At 70.1% G+C, this 13,940-nt stretch carries 17 protein-coding genes; 12 read left to right on the top strand and 5 right to left on the bottom strand.

What is annotated here, in order from left to right:
• Nucleotides 1-167: 167 nt before the first annotated feature.
• Genes EDF28_RS00005 through EDF28_RS00015 form a run of 3 tightly spaced genes read left to right on the top strand, consistent with a single transcriptional unit; the run spans nucleotide 168 to nucleotide 1,980 of the window.
• Nucleotides 168-686 carry a GNAT family N-acetyltransferase gene (locus EDF28_RS00005; protein ID WP_123936752.1) on the top strand — a complete coding sequence of 173 codons (519 nt, stop codon included), beginning with the start codon at nucleotides 168-170 and terminating at the stop codon, nucleotides 684-686.
• Complete coding sequence (locus EDF28_RS00010; protein WP_123936753.1) at nucleotides 683-1,324, top strand: HAD-IA family hydrolase; 642 nt, start codon at nucleotides 683-685, stop codon at nucleotides 1,322-1,324. Before EDF28_RS00005 ends, EDF28_RS00010 begins: the two co-directional genes overlap by 4 nt.
• The gene (locus tag EDF28_RS00015) at nucleotides 1,321-1,980 is read left to right on the top strand and encodes an HAD family phosphatase (protein ID WP_243834110.1); all 660 of its coding nucleotides are present in this window, start codon (nucleotides 1,321-1,323) and stop codon (nucleotides 1,978-1,980) included. Before EDF28_RS00010 ends, EDF28_RS00015 begins: the two co-directional genes overlap by 4 nt.
• A gap of 6 nt (nucleotides 1,981-1,986) precedes the next feature.
• On the opposite strand, the gene EDF28_RS00020 is transcribed toward EDF28_RS00015, so the two are convergent.
• Complete coding sequence (locus tag EDF28_RS00020; RefSeq protein ID WP_123936754.1) at nucleotides 1,987-2,553, bottom strand: TetR/AcrR family transcriptional regulator; 567 nt, start codon at nucleotides 2,551-2,553, stop codon at nucleotides 1,987-1,989.
• Between the two features lie 91 nt (nucleotides 2,554-2,644).
• Between EDF28_RS00020 and EDF28_RS00025 the strand changes: the two genes are divergently transcribed.
• Both EDF28_RS00025 and EDF28_RS00030 read left to right on the top strand, forming a co-directional pair.
• Nucleotides 2,645-3,640 carry an amidohydrolase family protein gene (locus EDF28_RS00025; protein WP_123936755.1) on the top strand — a complete coding sequence of 332 codons (996 nt, stop codon included), beginning with the start codon at nucleotides 2,645-2,647 and terminating at the stop codon, nucleotides 3,638-3,640.
• Nucleotides 3,630-5,390: an AMP-binding protein gene (locus tag EDF28_RS00030; RefSeq protein WP_123936756.1), complete on the top strand. Its 1,761-nt coding sequence runs from the start codon at nucleotides 3,630-3,632 to the stop codon at nucleotides 5,388-5,390. The genes EDF28_RS00025 and EDF28_RS00030 overlap by 11 nt, the downstream gene beginning before the upstream one ends.
• A 37-nt stretch (nucleotides 5,391-5,427) precedes the next feature.
• Here EDF28_RS00030 and EDF28_RS00035 read toward each other — a convergent pair whose 3' ends face one another.
• Nucleotides 5,428-5,814: a hypothetical protein gene (locus tag EDF28_RS00035; RefSeq protein ID WP_123936757.1), complete on the bottom strand. Its 387-nt coding sequence runs from the start codon at nucleotides 5,812-5,814 to the stop codon at nucleotides 5,428-5,430.
• 14 nt (nucleotides 5,815-5,828) lie between these two features.
• Entirely contained in the window at nucleotides 5,829-6,089 is a 261-nt protein-coding gene (locus EDF28_RS00040; protein WP_123936758.1) for a hypothetical protein, read from the bottom strand.
• 681 nt (nucleotides 6,090-6,770) lie between these two features.
• On the opposite strand from EDF28_RS00040, the gene EDF28_RS00045 reads away from it, so the two are divergent.
• Nucleotides 6,771-7,364: a hypothetical protein gene (locus EDF28_RS00045; protein WP_123936759.1), complete on the top strand. Its 594-nt coding sequence runs from the start codon at nucleotides 6,771-6,773 to the stop codon at nucleotides 7,362-7,364.
• A gap of 39 nt (nucleotides 7,365-7,403) precedes the next feature.
• Here EDF28_RS00045 and EDF28_RS00050 read toward each other — a convergent pair whose 3' ends face one another.
• Nucleotides 7,404-8,612, bottom strand: a complete 1,209-nt coding sequence (locus EDF28_RS00050) for an MFS transporter (protein WP_123936760.1) — start codon at nucleotides 8,610-8,612, stop codon at nucleotides 7,404-7,406.
• Between the two features lie 102 nt (nucleotides 8,613-8,714).
• Between EDF28_RS00050 and EDF28_RS00055 the strand changes: the two genes are divergently transcribed.
• From EDF28_RS00055 to EDF28_RS00070, 4 genes are all read left to right on the top strand, one after another.
• Nucleotides 8,715-9,566, top strand: coding sequence for an SDR family NAD(P)-dependent oxidoreductase (locus tag EDF28_RS00055; RefSeq protein WP_123936761.1), 852 nt, complete (start codon nucleotides 8,715-8,717; stop codon nucleotides 9,564-9,566).
• 80 nt (nucleotides 9,567-9,646) lie between these two features.
• Nucleotides 9,647-10,423: a hypothetical protein gene (locus EDF28_RS00060; protein ID WP_260154439.1), complete on the top strand. Its 777-nt coding sequence runs from the start codon at nucleotides 9,647-9,649 to the stop codon at nucleotides 10,421-10,423.
• 35 nt (nucleotides 10,424-10,458) lie between these two features.
• Nucleotides 10,459-10,944, top strand: coding sequence for a luciferase family protein (locus EDF28_RS00065; RefSeq protein ID WP_243650159.1), 486 nt, complete (start codon nucleotides 10,459-10,461; stop codon nucleotides 10,942-10,944).
• A gap of 26 nt (nucleotides 10,945-10,970) precedes the next feature.
• Nucleotides 10,971-11,513 carry a cysteine hydrolase family protein gene (locus EDF28_RS00070; RefSeq protein ID WP_123936762.1) on the top strand — a complete coding sequence of 181 codons (543 nt, stop codon included), beginning with the start codon at nucleotides 10,971-10,973 and terminating at the stop codon, nucleotides 11,511-11,513.
• A 94-nt stretch (nucleotides 11,514-11,607) separates the two neighbouring features.
• On the opposite strand, the gene arr is transcribed toward EDF28_RS00070, so the two are convergent.
• Nucleotides 11,608-12,018, bottom strand: a complete 411-nt coding sequence (arr, locus tag EDF28_RS00075; RefSeq protein WP_123936763.1) for an NAD(+)--rifampin ADP-ribosyltransferase — start codon at nucleotides 12,016-12,018, stop codon at nucleotides 11,608-11,610.
• Between the two features lie 97 nt (nucleotides 12,019-12,115).
• Between arr and EDF28_RS00080 the strand changes: the two genes are divergently transcribed.
• Both EDF28_RS00080 and EDF28_RS00085 read left to right on the top strand, forming a co-directional pair.
• The gene (locus tag EDF28_RS00080) at nucleotides 12,116-13,048 is read left to right on the top strand and encodes an ABC transporter ATP-binding protein (protein WP_123314435.1); all 933 of its coding nucleotides are present in this window, start codon (nucleotides 12,116-12,118) and stop codon (nucleotides 13,046-13,048) included.
• Nucleotides 13,045-13,905, top strand: coding sequence for an ABC transporter permease (locus tag EDF28_RS00085; RefSeq protein WP_123936764.1), 861 nt, complete (start codon nucleotides 13,045-13,047; stop codon nucleotides 13,903-13,905). Before EDF28_RS00080 ends, EDF28_RS00085 begins: the two co-directional genes overlap by 4 nt.
• Nucleotides 13,906-13,940: the final 35 nt, after the last annotated feature.

The raw sequence follows: 13,940 nt of genomic DNA on the forward strand, positions 1-13,940 counted from the left end.
GTGCGCGCCGAACACACCCTGGTGCAGGGTGGAGAACCAGCAATGTGCGGCTGGTGAGCGCTCCGGGTGTTTCCCGGTCTGTGCAGGTGATTCGGCGCCCTGCCCCAAGTCGATTGGAATCCGTTTGGACGAGTTTCGCCGACGGCTGTCTGTCCTACGCTCGGTCCATGCAGGGGATAACGATCCGAACGACGACCGAGGCTGACTGGGAAGCCGTCCGAGCGCTCCGCCTGGAGATGATCCAGGACACCCCGATGGCTTACGCGGAGCACCTGGCGGACGCCGAGCAGCACGACGAGACCGAGTGGCGTGCGCGGGGTCGCCGCGGTCAGGACGTCGGGGGAACCTCGCTCGTGGCGATCGACGCCGACGGCCGCTGGGTCGGTGCGATGGGGGCGTTCATCCCGGACGCCGCCACCGGACCATTGCTGGTCGGCGTGTACGTCGCGCCGTCGCACCGCGGCCGTGCGGCCGGCGTGACCGATGCGTTGCTCGACGCCATCGAGTCGTGGGCTTCCGGCCACGGCGCCACGCTCCGACTCCACGTGCACGAGCGCAACCTCCGGGCGCAGGCCTTCTACGCGCGACGTGGGTACGAGCTGACCGGGGCGACCGAGCCGTACGTCCTCGCGCCCGACGAGCGGGAGCTCGAGATGATCCGTCGACTCGACGGGATCTCCGCATGACCGGCGGTGGGGTGCGGTGGCTGCTGCTCGACGTCGGTGGCGTGCTCGAGATGGTCGACGACGCGGCATGGCCCGGGCAGTTCCGCGCGTGGTGGGCGGCTGCGTTCGGCATGACGGACGAGGAGTTCTCCTCGCGGTTGTCGGACGCCGACCTGCCCGATGCCGCGCGACGGACCGGGGTCGACGACGAGTACTGGGGGAAGATCGGCGCCGCTCTCGGCGCCTCGGCCGAGGTGCTCGCGTCGATGCGAGCCGACTTCTGGGACGCGTACTGCGGCTCCTTGAACGAGCCGCTCTTCGACTTCGTCGCCGGTCTGCGCGGGACGGTCGGGCTCGCGATCCTGTCCAATTCCGGTGACGGCGCCCGTCAGGAAGAGGAGCGACGATTCGGGTTCGCGGCCGTGTTCGACCCGATCTGCTACAGCCACGAGATCGGGGTCACGAAGCCGGAGCCAGAGGCCTTCCGGATCACGCTCGATCGGCTCGCTGCCGCGCCCGCGGATGTCCTCTTCGTCGACGACGTACCGGAGAACATCGAGGCTGCGCGGGCGGTCGGGATCCGGGCGCACCTGCACGTCGAGACCGCAGACACGATCGCAGCAATCCGCGCGGCGATGCCGGAGGATCGGGAGCAGTGACGGAGCCGGTGCGCGGCATGGTCTTCTTCGACGTCGACGGGACGCTCGTGTCGACCGGTTCGAGCAGCAGTCATCTCGCGGAACGATTCGGGCACCAGGACGCGCTGGACGAGGCTGAGCGTCGGTACGCCGACGGCTCGCTCACGAATCGACAGGTGAGCGAGATCGATGCCGCGGGCTGGCGCGGCGCATCGACGACGACCGTGGACCGCTGGCTCGACGACCTACCGGTGCTCCCCGGTGTGGAGCTCGTGGTGGCGTGGTGCCGCACGCACCAGGTCGTCCCCGTGCTGGCGTCGCTCGCGTGGCAGCCGGTCACTCGGTCGCTCGCGCGGCGGTTCGGGTTCGTCGCGCACGGCGGACCGCGGGTCGGGGTCACGGGTGGCACCTACGACGGGGCGGTGGCGGAGCACTTCGACGAGTTCGACAAGCGAGACCGTGCGCTCCGGTACGCGCTGGCCCGTGGTGTGCCGATCGAGCGGTGCTGTGCGATCGGGGACAGTCGGTCGGACATCCCACTCTTCGAGGTGGTCCCCGCGGCGCTGGCTCTCAACGCGACCGGAGCGGCCAGGGCGGCAGCATCGACCGCGATCGACACGGCGGACCTGTCGGACGTCGTGCCGTGGCTCGAGACGTGGCTGAACAGTCTGGACTGACCCGGCTCAGCGAGTGGATGCCCCGGCCTCCGTCGTGAGCGACTCCACCCAGCCCTGCGCCGCGCGGAGCAGGTCGTCACGTGACGCGCCTTCGAACGCGCTGAGGCGCAGGAAGTGCTGCGTGATCGTGATGCCGAGGATGCCGCTCACGGTCATCAACGCCCGCAGCCGGGCGTCGTCGCCGTCGAGAGAGCGCGCCAGGTTCTCGACCCGCTCGTCGAGGTAGCCGCGCATGGTGTCCGCCGCCTCGGGCACCGTCAGCATCGACCGGACGAGCGCCGCCGTCTCGGCGGGGAGCGCGTCGAACCGGATGCCCAGGACGTCGAGGAGGTGGTCGGCCGCCGCGCGCTCGCTCCCACCGTCCGACGTGGCCGGCAGCTGCACGGCGGTCGCGAACAGCGCTGCCTTCGACCCGAAGTGCTGCATGACGAGCGACGGATCGATGCCCGCTGCTGCGGCGATGCTCCGGATCGTCGTGCCCTCGTACCCGTTCGCACCGAACTGCCGCCGAGCGGCTGCGCGGATGCGCTCGGCGGTCTGTGCGCGTTTCGCGTCGCGTGAGGTCTCGGTCATGCGTCCGACTCTACGGCGTTGAGCGAGGTGTACGGTTCACTCAACGCCGATGAGTGAATGCACTGGCGCGAGACCAGACGGAGGAACCCCGATGACCCTGATCGCGATCGAAGAGCACTGGAACCACCCGGCCCTGACGGACGCCGTCAACGCCCTGCCCGACGACCGCCGCGACCCGAGCACGGCGCTGGACGAACTCGGCGACAACGGCGAGCTGCTCCGTGACCTCGGTGACGCCCGGCTCGCAGCGATGGACGCGCAGGGGATCGACGTCCAGGTGCTGTCCCTTGCGCCGCCCGGAGCGCAGCCGCTCGATGCCGCGGACGCGATCCCGCTGAGTCGGCAGGCGAACGACATCGCGATCGCCGCGGTCGCGGACCACCCGGACCGGTTCCGCGCGTTCGCGACCCTGCCGATGGCCGACCCGGACGCTGCCGTCGCCGAGCTGGAGCGCACTGCCGGCTTCGGTTGCGTGGGGGCGATGGTCTACGGGCGGACGGGCGAGGTGCAGCTCGACGACCGCCGGTACGACGACCTCTTCGCCGTCGCGGCGTCGCTCGGGCAGCCGGTCTTCATCCACCCGCAGATCCCGTCGAAGCGCCTGCGCGAGGCGGCGTACGAGGGGTTCGACCCGATGGTCGAGCTCGGATTGGCGACCTTCGGGTGGGGGTGGCACCTCGAGGCGGCACGCGCGGCACTGCGCCTGATCGTCGGCGGCACCTTCGACCGGCACCCGGACCTGCAGGTCGTGCTCGGCCACTGGGGCGAGCTGCTGCTGTTCTGGCTCGACCGTGCGGACAGCCTGTCGCGGGTCGCCGGACTCGAGCGGACGGTGTCCGACACCGTCCGCTCGAACCTCCACATCACCAGCTCAGGGATGCTCAGCCCCACGCTGCTCCGGCACGCGCTGGACGTCACGACGACCGATCGGCTGCTGTTCTCCACCGACCACCCGTTCCAGCGACCCTCCGCCGCCGAGATCGACACGTTCCTGCAGCAGTTCCCCTCGGACGCGGCCCGCGACGCGTTCACGTCGGGGAACGCACGTCGGCTGTTCAGGATCGGCGACCAGAAGGATGCGGCATGATCGGTCCGTGCCCAACCCGAACGTGACCGCCGCGTACCGCGCTGCCCGTGACCAGTTGCTCTCCGCAGAGTCCGCCGATGCCGCCCGCGCCGCCTTCCGGTGGCCGGACCTCGGCGACACCTTCAACTGGGCGGACGACTGGTTCGACGTCATCGCGGCCGGGAACGACCGCATCGCGCTCTGGATCGTCGACGCGGCCGGCTCGGAACAGCGGCTCAGCTACGCGGAGATGGCCGCCCGGTCCGACCGTTTGGCCGTTCGCCTGCACGAGCACGGCGTCCGGAAGGGCGACCACGTGCTCGTCATGCTCGGCAACCAGCTCGAGCTGTGGGAGACGATGCTCGCGGTGATCAAGCTCGGAGCGGTGATCCTGCCGACGTCGACGATGCTCGACACCGCCGACCTGCAGGACCGCGTCGACCGCGGAGCCGTCGCACACGTCGTCACGAACCGCAGCGAGACCGCGAAGTACGACGACGTCCGCGGGGAATTCTCGCGCGTGGTGATCGGCGGCACGGCGGACGGGTGGACGGACTACCCGTCGGATCTCGGCGAACCAGCGCCCGCGGGGGAGTCGCGACCGGTCGTGGTCACCAAGACCGCCGATCCCTGCCTCGTCTACTTCACGTCGGGCACGACCTCGAAGCCGAAGATGGTCGTGCACACCCAGACGTCGTACCCGGTCGGACACCTCAGCACGATGCACTGGCTCGGTCTGCGGCCCGGAGACGTGCACCTGGCGATCAGCTCACCGGGCTGGGGCAAGCACGCCTGGAGCTGCTTCTTCGCGCCGTGGATCGCCGAGGCGACCGTCTTCGTCCACGACACCCCGCGGTTCGATCCGGCCGCGCTCCTCGCCCAGCTGGAGTCCGCCGAGGTGAGCACGTTCTGCGCACCGCCCACCGCCTGGCGGATGATGCTCCAGTCCGATCTCGGTGCGCGCCCTCGGGCACTGCGCGAGGTCGTGTCGGCCGGAGAACCGCTGAACCCCGAGGTCATCGACCGCGTCGAACGCGCTTGGGGTCTGACCATCCGCGACGGCTACGGGCAGACCGAGACCACCGCGATCATCGGCAATGCCCCCGGCAGCGCTGTGACCCCGGGGGCGATGGGCCGCGCGTTGCCCGGTGTGACCGTGACGCTGCTCGACCCGGTCACCGGGCAGCCCGGCGACGAGGGCGAGGTCTGCCTCGACCTCGACGAGCGACCGGTCAACCTGATGGCCGAGTACCTCGGTGACCCCGACCGGACCGCGGCATCGATGCGTGACGGCTTCTTCCACACCGGCGACATCGCGGTGCGGGACGCCGACGGGGAGCTGACCTTCATCGGTCGGACCGACGACGTGTTCAAGTCGTCCGACTACAAGGTGTCACCGTTCGAGGTCGAGAGTGCCCTGCTGCAGCACCCCGCCGTGGCAGAGAGCGCCGTCGTACCCGCGCCGGACGACGCCCGGCTCAACGTCGTCAAGGCGTACGTGTCGCTCGCCGCCGGGTTCGACGCGACGGCGGAAACCGCCGAACAGGTGCTCGCGTACGCGCGGACCGCACTCCCGGCGTACGCACGCGTGCGTCGGGTCGAGTTCGCGGAGCTGCCGAAGACCATCTCGGGCAAGATCCGGCGCGTGGAGCTGAGGGAGCGCGAGGAGCGTGCGGCCGCAAGTGGCACGCCGATCGACGGTGAGTGGCGCGACGAGCAGTTCCCCGAGCTGCGCGTTGGCCGTCCAGCCAGGCCGTCGATGGAGGCCTGACTGCCGGGTTGGCCCTGACGGCCGGAGTCGCACGGGATCAGCCTTGACGCTGACACTCCGGAAGGAGTGCGTCAAAGGCTCCCGCCTCGGCTTCGCGCTTGATCCGTCCGTGGTAATCGCCGGCAGGGATGGCGCCAGTGGTGATGCTCGAGGTGCGTCCGATGGCCTCAGCGTCCGCGCACACGGCGACGATCACGCCGCCTTCGCCATCCGGTTCGGCCCCTCCGATCAAGTCGCCTTCCCGGTGGAGGATCTGCTCGGTGAGGTCGTACCATGCGTACGACCGACCCGAGGGGACCTGCTCGGTGGCCAGCGCGACGCTCTTGCCGATGAGATCGGTGGTCGCGACGTCAGGAGCGGAAGTGCACCCTGACAACCCGAGCAGTGTGGTCACGATCGCAACGGAAACGAGAGTGATGCGCATGCGTCCTCCTTCAGCTAGAAGCTCCTGATGTCGCAGGAGACGCGTGCGCTGCCAGGATTGAACGCGTACAGCCACTTCGACGTGCCCGACACGTAGTCCTTGCCAGCGCCGGTGATGTGCTTCTGGATCTTGTACTTGTAGCGAACGCCGACCGGGTACGCGACGAGTTGCTTGCCCTTGGGGACCTTCCGCTTGCTGCAGGTCACCGAGACGCTCTGGGTGGTCGAGGCGCTGATCTTCAACTGGCCAGCAGCCCAGCCGCGAGAGGCGCCCAAGTCGAGTCCGATCGTGCGGTTGGCCGTCCTTCCGCGAGTGAGTGAGCAGTCCATCGCGGCGGTTCGTGATCCACACGATGCGAGTTTCTGGGATCCTACGTGGCTTCCGGTCGACGTCTTGCTGATGATCTTGTGGTAGCTGCCCCACGCTGCTCGAGCGTCCCGTGCGCCCGGTTTCTCCGCCGCGGTCGCCGGCCCAGCGGCGCCCAGCGCTGACACGGTGAGCGCGACGCCGATCACTACCCCGAGGGCAGACCTCATTCTCCGCCGAACAGACATCGATCTCCTGAAGTTTCAACTATCAAATACTATCCACGAGTCTGGCGCGCTTCACCCTGTCCCGCAACTCGAGTCGTCAGTCGACCCACGATCGCGTGGGTGTCTAGGGTCGACTCGTGGAACTGATCACCGACGTGTCCCGCGGCGCCTGGCTGCTCGCCCGCGCGGGGGCGTTCGGCACCGTGGGCGGGACAGTCGGAACCGGCTTCGACGCCTACGCGCGCATCCTCCACCCGGTGTCGGCGGACCGCGAGGACCATTCGATCGTGGACGAATGGGACGACCACCCCGTCCTCGAGTCCGCCTGGTCGGTGGTCCGACGTCGCGTCGCGAACGGGCGGCATCGCGCACCCACTCGTCCAGTGGCGGAGCCTGACCGGCCGGACCGACGAGTCCGACCTGGTGTTCGAGGACGGATGGCGCGTCCACCCGCCCGAGGAAGGCTGGTTCGAGCCGATCCTGCTTGCTGCGCTCACCGAGCACCTGGCCGAGGCCACGTCGACCCCGGACGATCTGGTCGCAGCGGTCTGGGGCGGGTGGGGTGATCTGAGCGGCGGTTCGACGCTCGCCGTCGGTTGGCAGGGTCCGGACGAGCCGACTGCGGAGGAGATCGAGTCGATGCAGCGGTACGTCGTCGAGCAGCAAGCAGTGCACGACGGAGATCAGGCGGCGATCCGCGCCGCCCTCGCCGTCGAGCTCTTCCCGTCGCCGCACCGCGAGTGCTTCCTCCTCTCGGTGACCCTGCCGCAGCTCGCCGACCCGACGTGGCTCGACCGCGCTCGGATCGGGACGGTCGTCGACCTCGCCCACACCCCGCAGATGCTCTGGCCGGAAGACCACTCCTGGGTGCTCGCGTCGGAGATCGACTGGGACTCGACGATCGTCGCCGGGTCACGTGCCCTGGTCGACGCGGTCCTTGCCGACGACCGGTTCGAGGCCTTCCCGGTCGACGAGGACAGCGACCTGACGTGGGGCGGGGACCTCGTCAACGGTTGAACCGTGGCGGTGTCGGCGGCCTCGTCCGCCGTCCGTCGCCTAGAGCCGCGCGGGGAACGCCGACCGCCGGCCGACCAGCGTGAGCAGCGCCGCGATCGCCCCGAACACGATCATCACCACGGCCAGGACCAGTCCGTCGAACACGGTCAACAGCGCGGCTCCGAAGATCCCGGCGACGAAGATCGCGATGTTGAACGCGACGGGCAGGAAGGCGCTGGCGACGTCGGCGTTCTCCCCACCTGCCGTGGTGAGCGCCGCCTGCAGCTGCGTCGAGGCGCCTCCGAAGCTGACACCCCACAGGACGGCGGCGACGAGGACGGCGACCGGCGACGAGTGGCCGACGAGCAGGACGACCCCGGTGACGACGAACAGTCCGACGCTCAGGTGCAGCAGGGGCCGGGGATGCCGGTCGAGGAGCGCGCCCGTGATCACGACGCCGAGGATCGCCGCGATGCCGTAGACGAGGAGGACGAGCCCGGCGCTGAGGTCGGTGCCGGTCACCCGCAGGTACGGGGAGATGTAGGTGTAGATCGTGTTGTGCGCGACCATCCAAGCGGCGATGACGGCGAGGATGATCGCGATCCCACGGATGCGGAACACCTTGACCACGGAGAGCTTCGCAGTGCCGGTCTGGCCGGGTGCGTCCGGCACGAACACGGCGATCAACCCGAGGATGACGACCCCGACGAGGCTGAGGCCGATGAACGACCAGCGCCAGTCCAGGGCGGTGCCGATGAACGACCCGAGCGGCGTGCCCAGCGCGAAGCCGACGGGCGCACCGGTGGAGACGATGGCGAGGGAGACGCCCGCGAACCGGGCGGGACTGATGCGCCGCGCGTAGGTGGCGAACATGCCCCAGATGATCCCGGAAGCGGCGCCGGCGACGAACCGCGTGACGAGCGCGATGGTCACGTTCGGGGCGAACGCGGTGACGGTGTTCGCGATGATCAGCACGGCGATGGCCGTCATGATCAACGGCTTGCGGCGCAGGCCCCGCGTGAGGGCGATCGCCGGCACCGTGGCGATGACCGTGCCGATCGCGTAGGCGCTGACGAACAGTCCGACCGTGCCCTCGGACGTCCCCATGCCGTCCGCGATGACCGGCAGGAGGCCCGCGGGCATGGTCTCCATGGCGACGAGCACAAACCCGATCGCCGCGAGCAGTGCGAGCGGGAACCACGGCAGCCGGTCGTCGGCAACCGGAGTGGTCGACGGAGTCGACGGGGTCGTGGTCACGAGGGGGTCCATGTCCCTGACGGTAGGGCGGCTCGAGCGTCGGGAGGGAGGTTCTGCTCGACCCCGTTTCGGCAGAGCCTCACTCGCTGCGCGGAAGTGGTCTTCGCTGGGGGCATGACCGAACCCCAGACCTTCTTCATCACCGGGACCAGCCGCGGCATGGGCACCGAGTTCGCGCGCGCCGCCCTGGACGCCGGACACCACGTCGTCGCGACCGGGCGGGACCCGGAACGTGTCGTCGCAGCGGTCGGCCAGCACGACGAGCTGTTCGCCGTCGCGTTGGACGTCACGGACGAGCGCACCGTCCGGAGCGCGGTCGAGGCAGCGATCGAGCGGTTCGGCCACATCGACGTCCTGGTGAACAACGCCGGGAGCTTCCAGGGCGGGTTCTTCGAAGAGGTCTCCGCGGAGCAGTTCCGCGCGCAGATGGAGACGAACTTCTTCGGTGCGATGAACGTCACCCGCGCGGTGCTCCCCGTCATGCGCGCGCAGGGCTCCGGTCGGGTCATCAGCATCAGCTCGACCGCCGGCATCGTCGCCGGAGCCGGTGGGAGCGCGTACGCCGCGTCGAAGTTCGCGCTCGAGGGGTGGATGGAAGCGCTGCACGACGAGGTCCTGCCGTTCGGCATCCACACCACGGTCGTCGAGCCCGGCTTCTTCCGGACCGACCTGCTCGCGGAGGGCAGCTCCACGTTCTGGGGCGACGTCCACCTCGACGACTACCGGTCCTCGTCGGACCAGACCAAGGAGTTCTTCCGCGGCATGGAGGGCAAGCAGAGCGGCGACCCGGCGAAGCTCGCCCGGACGCTCCTCGCCCTGACCGAGATGTCCGCACCACCGGTGCGCCTCGTCGCCGGTGCCGACAGCGTCGAGGGGGTCGTGCGGAAGGCGCAGCAGCTCATCGAGCAGGCGCGGGCGTTCCCGGAACTGACCACGTCGCTCGACCTGGACGACCAGTCGAACTGAGGAGGGCGACCGGGTAGCACTCGGGACACAGCGCACGGATCCGGCTCCAGCGTGCAGCACGCGGCAGCGAGACTGGGTCGGTGCGCTCTCGTCTCGTCATCGGACTCCTCGTCGCCCTCGCCTGCACCGTACCGCTCACGGCGTGCTCGGCCGCGGAGGGCCTGGCCCGGAACGCACTGGGGTCGTCTGGCGGATGGAGCGGCACCGAGACGGCGGTTTGCCCGAGCTCGGAGGCGCCGGCGCCGGACGCAGCGAATGCGACACCGGACCCGACCCCGGCGCCGACACTCGACCCCGCCGTTGCGAGCCAGGTGCGCACCGCCCTCCGACAGGTCCGTGCGCTCCCGGCCGTCGCCGAGGCGACGCAGACGACCACGAACACCCCCAGCTCCGCCCCGGACCCGACCTGCTCCACCCGGTGGGTCACGTCGAACCACTTCGCGTCGCGGTTCACGGTCACGATGGACCCCGACGCGACCCCGTCCGAGGCCGGAGCCGTCCCGACGACGATGGCCACCGAACTGGCGTGGACCGGCGTCTCCCTGACGCTGACCGTGCCGGCGGACGAGGGGCACATCGCCAGCACCGTCCACTACAACGGCACGTTCGACCAGCAGATCCCGATCTCGACGTCCACTGCGGTGGCGCAGGGTCTGGCGACCCTCGCCGCGACCCCGCACGTGACCGGGCTCGAGGCCTCGATCCCGTACACGATGCGCGTCGACTACGGCTCGCTCGTCATCGGCGTGGACTCGGACGACCAGGGCGTCCTCGATGGCGTCCGCGCCGTGATCGACACGACGGCCTTCGCGGACACGACCCTGCACGGCGCGTTCGGCAACGGCGCGAAACCGTGACCCGCGGCGGCGGAGCGCGCCGGTAGCGTCGAACGGTGATCTCCACACCTCGCCCCGGTGTCCGCCCGTCCGTGTCCGACGACGGGCCACAGCGTCAGCTCACTGACCGCGCGACCCCGGAGCGGTGGGGACGACTCGTCGCGGACGCACTGGCACTACCGGACGTGGTCGAGGGGCACAGTCAGGTCTCGCCGGCGTCGTCGCGCGCACTGTTCCTCCGCGACCGTGCCGACCACGTCGTGCCGTGGACGTCGCTCGCTCCCGATGGGCGCCTCGAACCCGTGCACCTGCACGGTGTCGATGACACCTCGGTGCACCTGTGCCTGCCGGCGGCGCGCGGCGTCGAGCTCACCGCTCTCGGGTGGGCGACCCCGCACCAGTACGAGGACCACGGCACCGAGTTCCTCGTCTACGGGCCGCGCGACGACCACGAGGTGGACGTCGTGCTCTCGATCATCGCGGAGAGCCTCGCCTTCGCCCGCGATCCCGGCGACGAACAGCCCGGACACGGCCCGGCCTGAAGCCCGCCGCCCGCCATACTGAACCGATGACCCGCGCGCTGCTCCTCGTCGACATCCAGCTGGACTACTTCCCGGGCGGGGCCTTCCCCCTCGTCGAACCCGAGGCCGCTGCCGCCGCGGCCCGCACCGTGCTCGACTCCTTCCGCACCGCCGGCGACCTCGTGGTGCACGTCTTCCACGTGTCCACCGACCCCGACGCCACGTTCTTCGTGCCGGGCACGCCGGGCCTCGACTTCCACCCGTCGGTCGCGCCCGTCGATGGCGAGCCGGTCCTCGAGAAGCACGAGCCGAACAGCTTCATCGGCACCGGACTCCAGGAACTGCTGACCGACGCCGGAGTCGACGAGGTCACGATCGTCGGGATGATGAGCAGTATGTGCATCGACTCGACGACCCGGGCCGCGCACGAACTCGGCTTCACCGCGACGGTCGTCGCCGACGCGTGCGCCGCGCCGGACCTGACCTCCGGGGGCGTCACCGTCCCGGGCGCGAGCGTCCACGCCGCCTTCATGGCGGCGCTCGACGGCAGCTTCGCGACCGTCACGACGAGCGACGCGCTGAGCCGCTGACGTCCGCAGGGCGCGTTCGGGGCACTGAGACCAGGGCGAAGCGGACGGGAGGCCCGTGGCGGCCCCGCCCCGCGCCTCCCGTCCGCCAGCCGGCTCAGTTGATGATCTCGCCGCGCTCGTCCGCGCGCAGTGCGGCCAGGCGCTCGTGCCAGAGGCGCAGCGCGTCGGGCGTGAGTCGGGGCCAGTCGGTGACCTCGCGGACGATCCGCACCGGTTCGGTGCTGCGGTAGGACCGGGTCGGGTTGCCGGGGAACTTCTTGTCGGTGACGTTGGGGTCGTCCTCGTACGGACCGGTCGGCGCGACCTCGTAGACCCGCGGTTCGGCGTCACCGGCGGCGAGCTCGGCCGCGAGCCCGGCGCCGTCGGAGACCGCCGTGAAGTAGACGTGGTTCATGACCACCTCGGGGCGGTAGTTCGACCGGAAGCCCGCGGTGAGCAGGTCGCCCGGCACGAGGTCGGCCTTGGTGCCGTGGAAGAACGGTCCGTCGTCGTGTGCCTGCTTCACGGCGACAGGCTACGCCGAGCGGGTTAACCCCAGGCACCTGACATATCCCCCTTCCGACGGACGCGCCGCCGGACACCGCTGCAATAGCGTGGCCGCCGTGATCGAAGTCAGCCACCTCACCAAACAGTACGGTCCGAAGACCGCCGTGGACGACGTCTCGTTCGTCGTCCGACCCGGCAGTGTGACCGGCTTCCTGGGGCCGAACGGCGCCGGGAAGTCCACCACGATGCGCATGATCATGGGCCTCGACCGGCCCACCGCGGGGAGCGCGACGGTGAACGGCCAGCCGTACACGACGTTCCGCGACCCGCTCCGACAGGTCGGCGCCCTGCTCGAGGCGAAGGCGGTCCACTCGGGCCGCAGCGCCTACAACCACCTGCTCTCGCTCGCGGCGACCCACGGCATCCCGAAGGCCCGCGTGCACGAGGTCATCGACATGACCGGCCTCGAGTCGGTCGCGAAGAAGCGCGTCGGCGGGTTCTCGCTCGGCATGGGGCAGCGCCTGGGAATCGCTGCCGCACTGCTCGGCGATCCGAAGACCCTGATCCTCGACGAGCCCGTCAACGGTCTCGACCCCGACGGCGTCCTGTGGGTCAGGCAGCTCGCCCGACGCATGGCCGCCGACGGTCGCACCGTGTTCCTGTCCAGCCACCTGATGAGCGAGATGGCGCAGACCGCCGACCGCGTGGTCGTGCTCGGCCGCGGCAAGGTCCTGGCCGACGCCCCGATCGCCGAGTTCGTCGCCGGTGGGGGAGCCGCACCGGGCGCCGCTGGCGGTGGCAGCCGGGTCATCGTCCGGACGCCGTCGCCCGACCAGCTGTTCCAGGCCATCGGCCCGAACGCGACGGTCACCCCGCGCGAAGACGGCACCTTCCTGGTCGTCGGTCCCGACGCACCGACGGTCGGCAACATCGCCGCCCAGGCCGGCGTCGCACTGCACGAACTCACCCCGACCGGCGCGAGCCTGGAGGAGGCCTACATGGCCCTCACCCGCGACGACGTCGAGTACCGATCGGAGGGCACTCGATGAGCGCCACCACCTCGCCCACCACGCCGTCGACCCGCATGCACGGCGCGACCCGTCTGTCGTTCCCGCACCTGGTGCGGAGCGAGTGGATCAAGCTGCGCAGCATCCGGTCCACGTTCTGGTGCTATGCGATCCTGGTGCTCGTGACGATCGGCATGGCCGCACTCGTCGGTGCGAACACCAACAGTGGTGGCGACCAGATGCCGACGGACATCGCCAACGGCACCCTCGTGAACGTCAACACCGTGGGCGTCCTGCTCTCGTCGCTCGTCGTGGGTGTGCTCGGCGTGCTCATCATCACCGGCGAGTACGGCACCGGTCAGGTCCGCTCGACGTTCACGGCCGACCCCCGGCGCACCGGTGTGATCCTCGCGAAGGCCGTGGTCCTGGCGGTCACGACGTTCGTCGTCAGTGCCGTCGCGACCTGGATCGGTGTACTCATCTCCCTGCCGCTGCTGGCCGGCAACGGGGTGGAGCCGGAGATCGGCAACCCGTCGGTGTTCCTGCCGATCCTCGGGTCGTCCGTCTACCTGACGCTGCTCGCGCTGCTCGCGTACGGGATCGGCCTGCTGGTCCGGTCGAGCGCCGGCGGCATCGCGATCACGCTCGGGATCCTGCTGGTGCTGCCGGTGGTCCTGTCGCTGATGGCGGGGCTGATGAACCTCGATTGGCCGGTCAACATCATGAAGTTCCTGCCCGACCAGGCCGGCAGCCAGCTCTTCGCGTACTCCTACGACGGCCAGGAAGCCAGTCAGGACGACATCGTCCTGAACGGCTGGGGCGGCTTCGGTGTCTTGGCGGCCGAGGTGCTCGTCGTGGGTGCACTCGCGCTGACGGTCGCGCGTCGACGCGACGTCTGACCCGACCGACTGCGCACGCGTCCTGCGACGTCCCA

The organism is Curtobacterium sp. PhB137 (genome assembly GCF_003814955.1).
Lineage (GTDB): Bacteria > Actinomycetota > Actinomycetes > Actinomycetales > Microbacteriaceae > Curtobacterium.

Bases quoted from the DNA above. Each gene is read 5' to 3' on its own strand.
- EDF28_RS00005 (WP_123936752.1), top strand. From the start codon at position 168: ATGCAGGGGATAACGATCCGAACGACGACCGAGGCTGACTGGGAAGCC.
- EDF28_RS00010 (WP_123936753.1), top strand. From the start codon at position 683: ATGACCGGCGGTGGGGTGCGGTGGCTGCTGCTCGACGTCGGTGGCGTG.
- EDF28_RS00020 (WP_123936754.1), bottom strand. From the start codon at position 2,553: ATGACCGAGACCTCACGCGACGCGAAACGCGCACAGACCGCCGAGCGC.
- EDF28_RS00025 (WP_123936755.1), top strand. From the start codon at position 2,645: ATGACCCTGATCGCGATCGAAGAGCACTGGAACCACCCGGCCCTGACG.
- EDF28_RS00030 (WP_123936756.1), top strand. From the start codon at position 3,630: ATGCGGCATGATCGGTCCGTGCCCAACCCGAACGTGACCGCCGCGTAC.
- EDF28_RS00035 (WP_123936757.1), bottom strand. From the start codon at position 5,814: ATGCGCATCACTCTCGTTTCCGTTGCGATCGTGACCACACTGCTCGGG.
- EDF28_RS00050 (WP_123936760.1), bottom strand. From the start codon at position 8,612: ATGGACCCCCTCGTGACCACGACCCCGTCGACTCCGTCGACCACTCCG.
- EDF28_RS00055 (WP_123936761.1), top strand. From the start codon at position 8,715: ATGACCGAACCCCAGACCTTCTTCATCACCGGGACCAGCCGCGGCATG.
- EDF28_RS00070 (WP_123936762.1), top strand. From the start codon at position 10,971: ATGACCCGCGCGCTGCTCCTCGTCGACATCCAGCTGGACTACTTCCCG.
- EDF28_RS00085 (WP_123936764.1), top strand. From the start codon at position 13,045: ATGAGCGCCACCACCTCGCCCACCACGCCGTCGACCCGCATGCACGGC.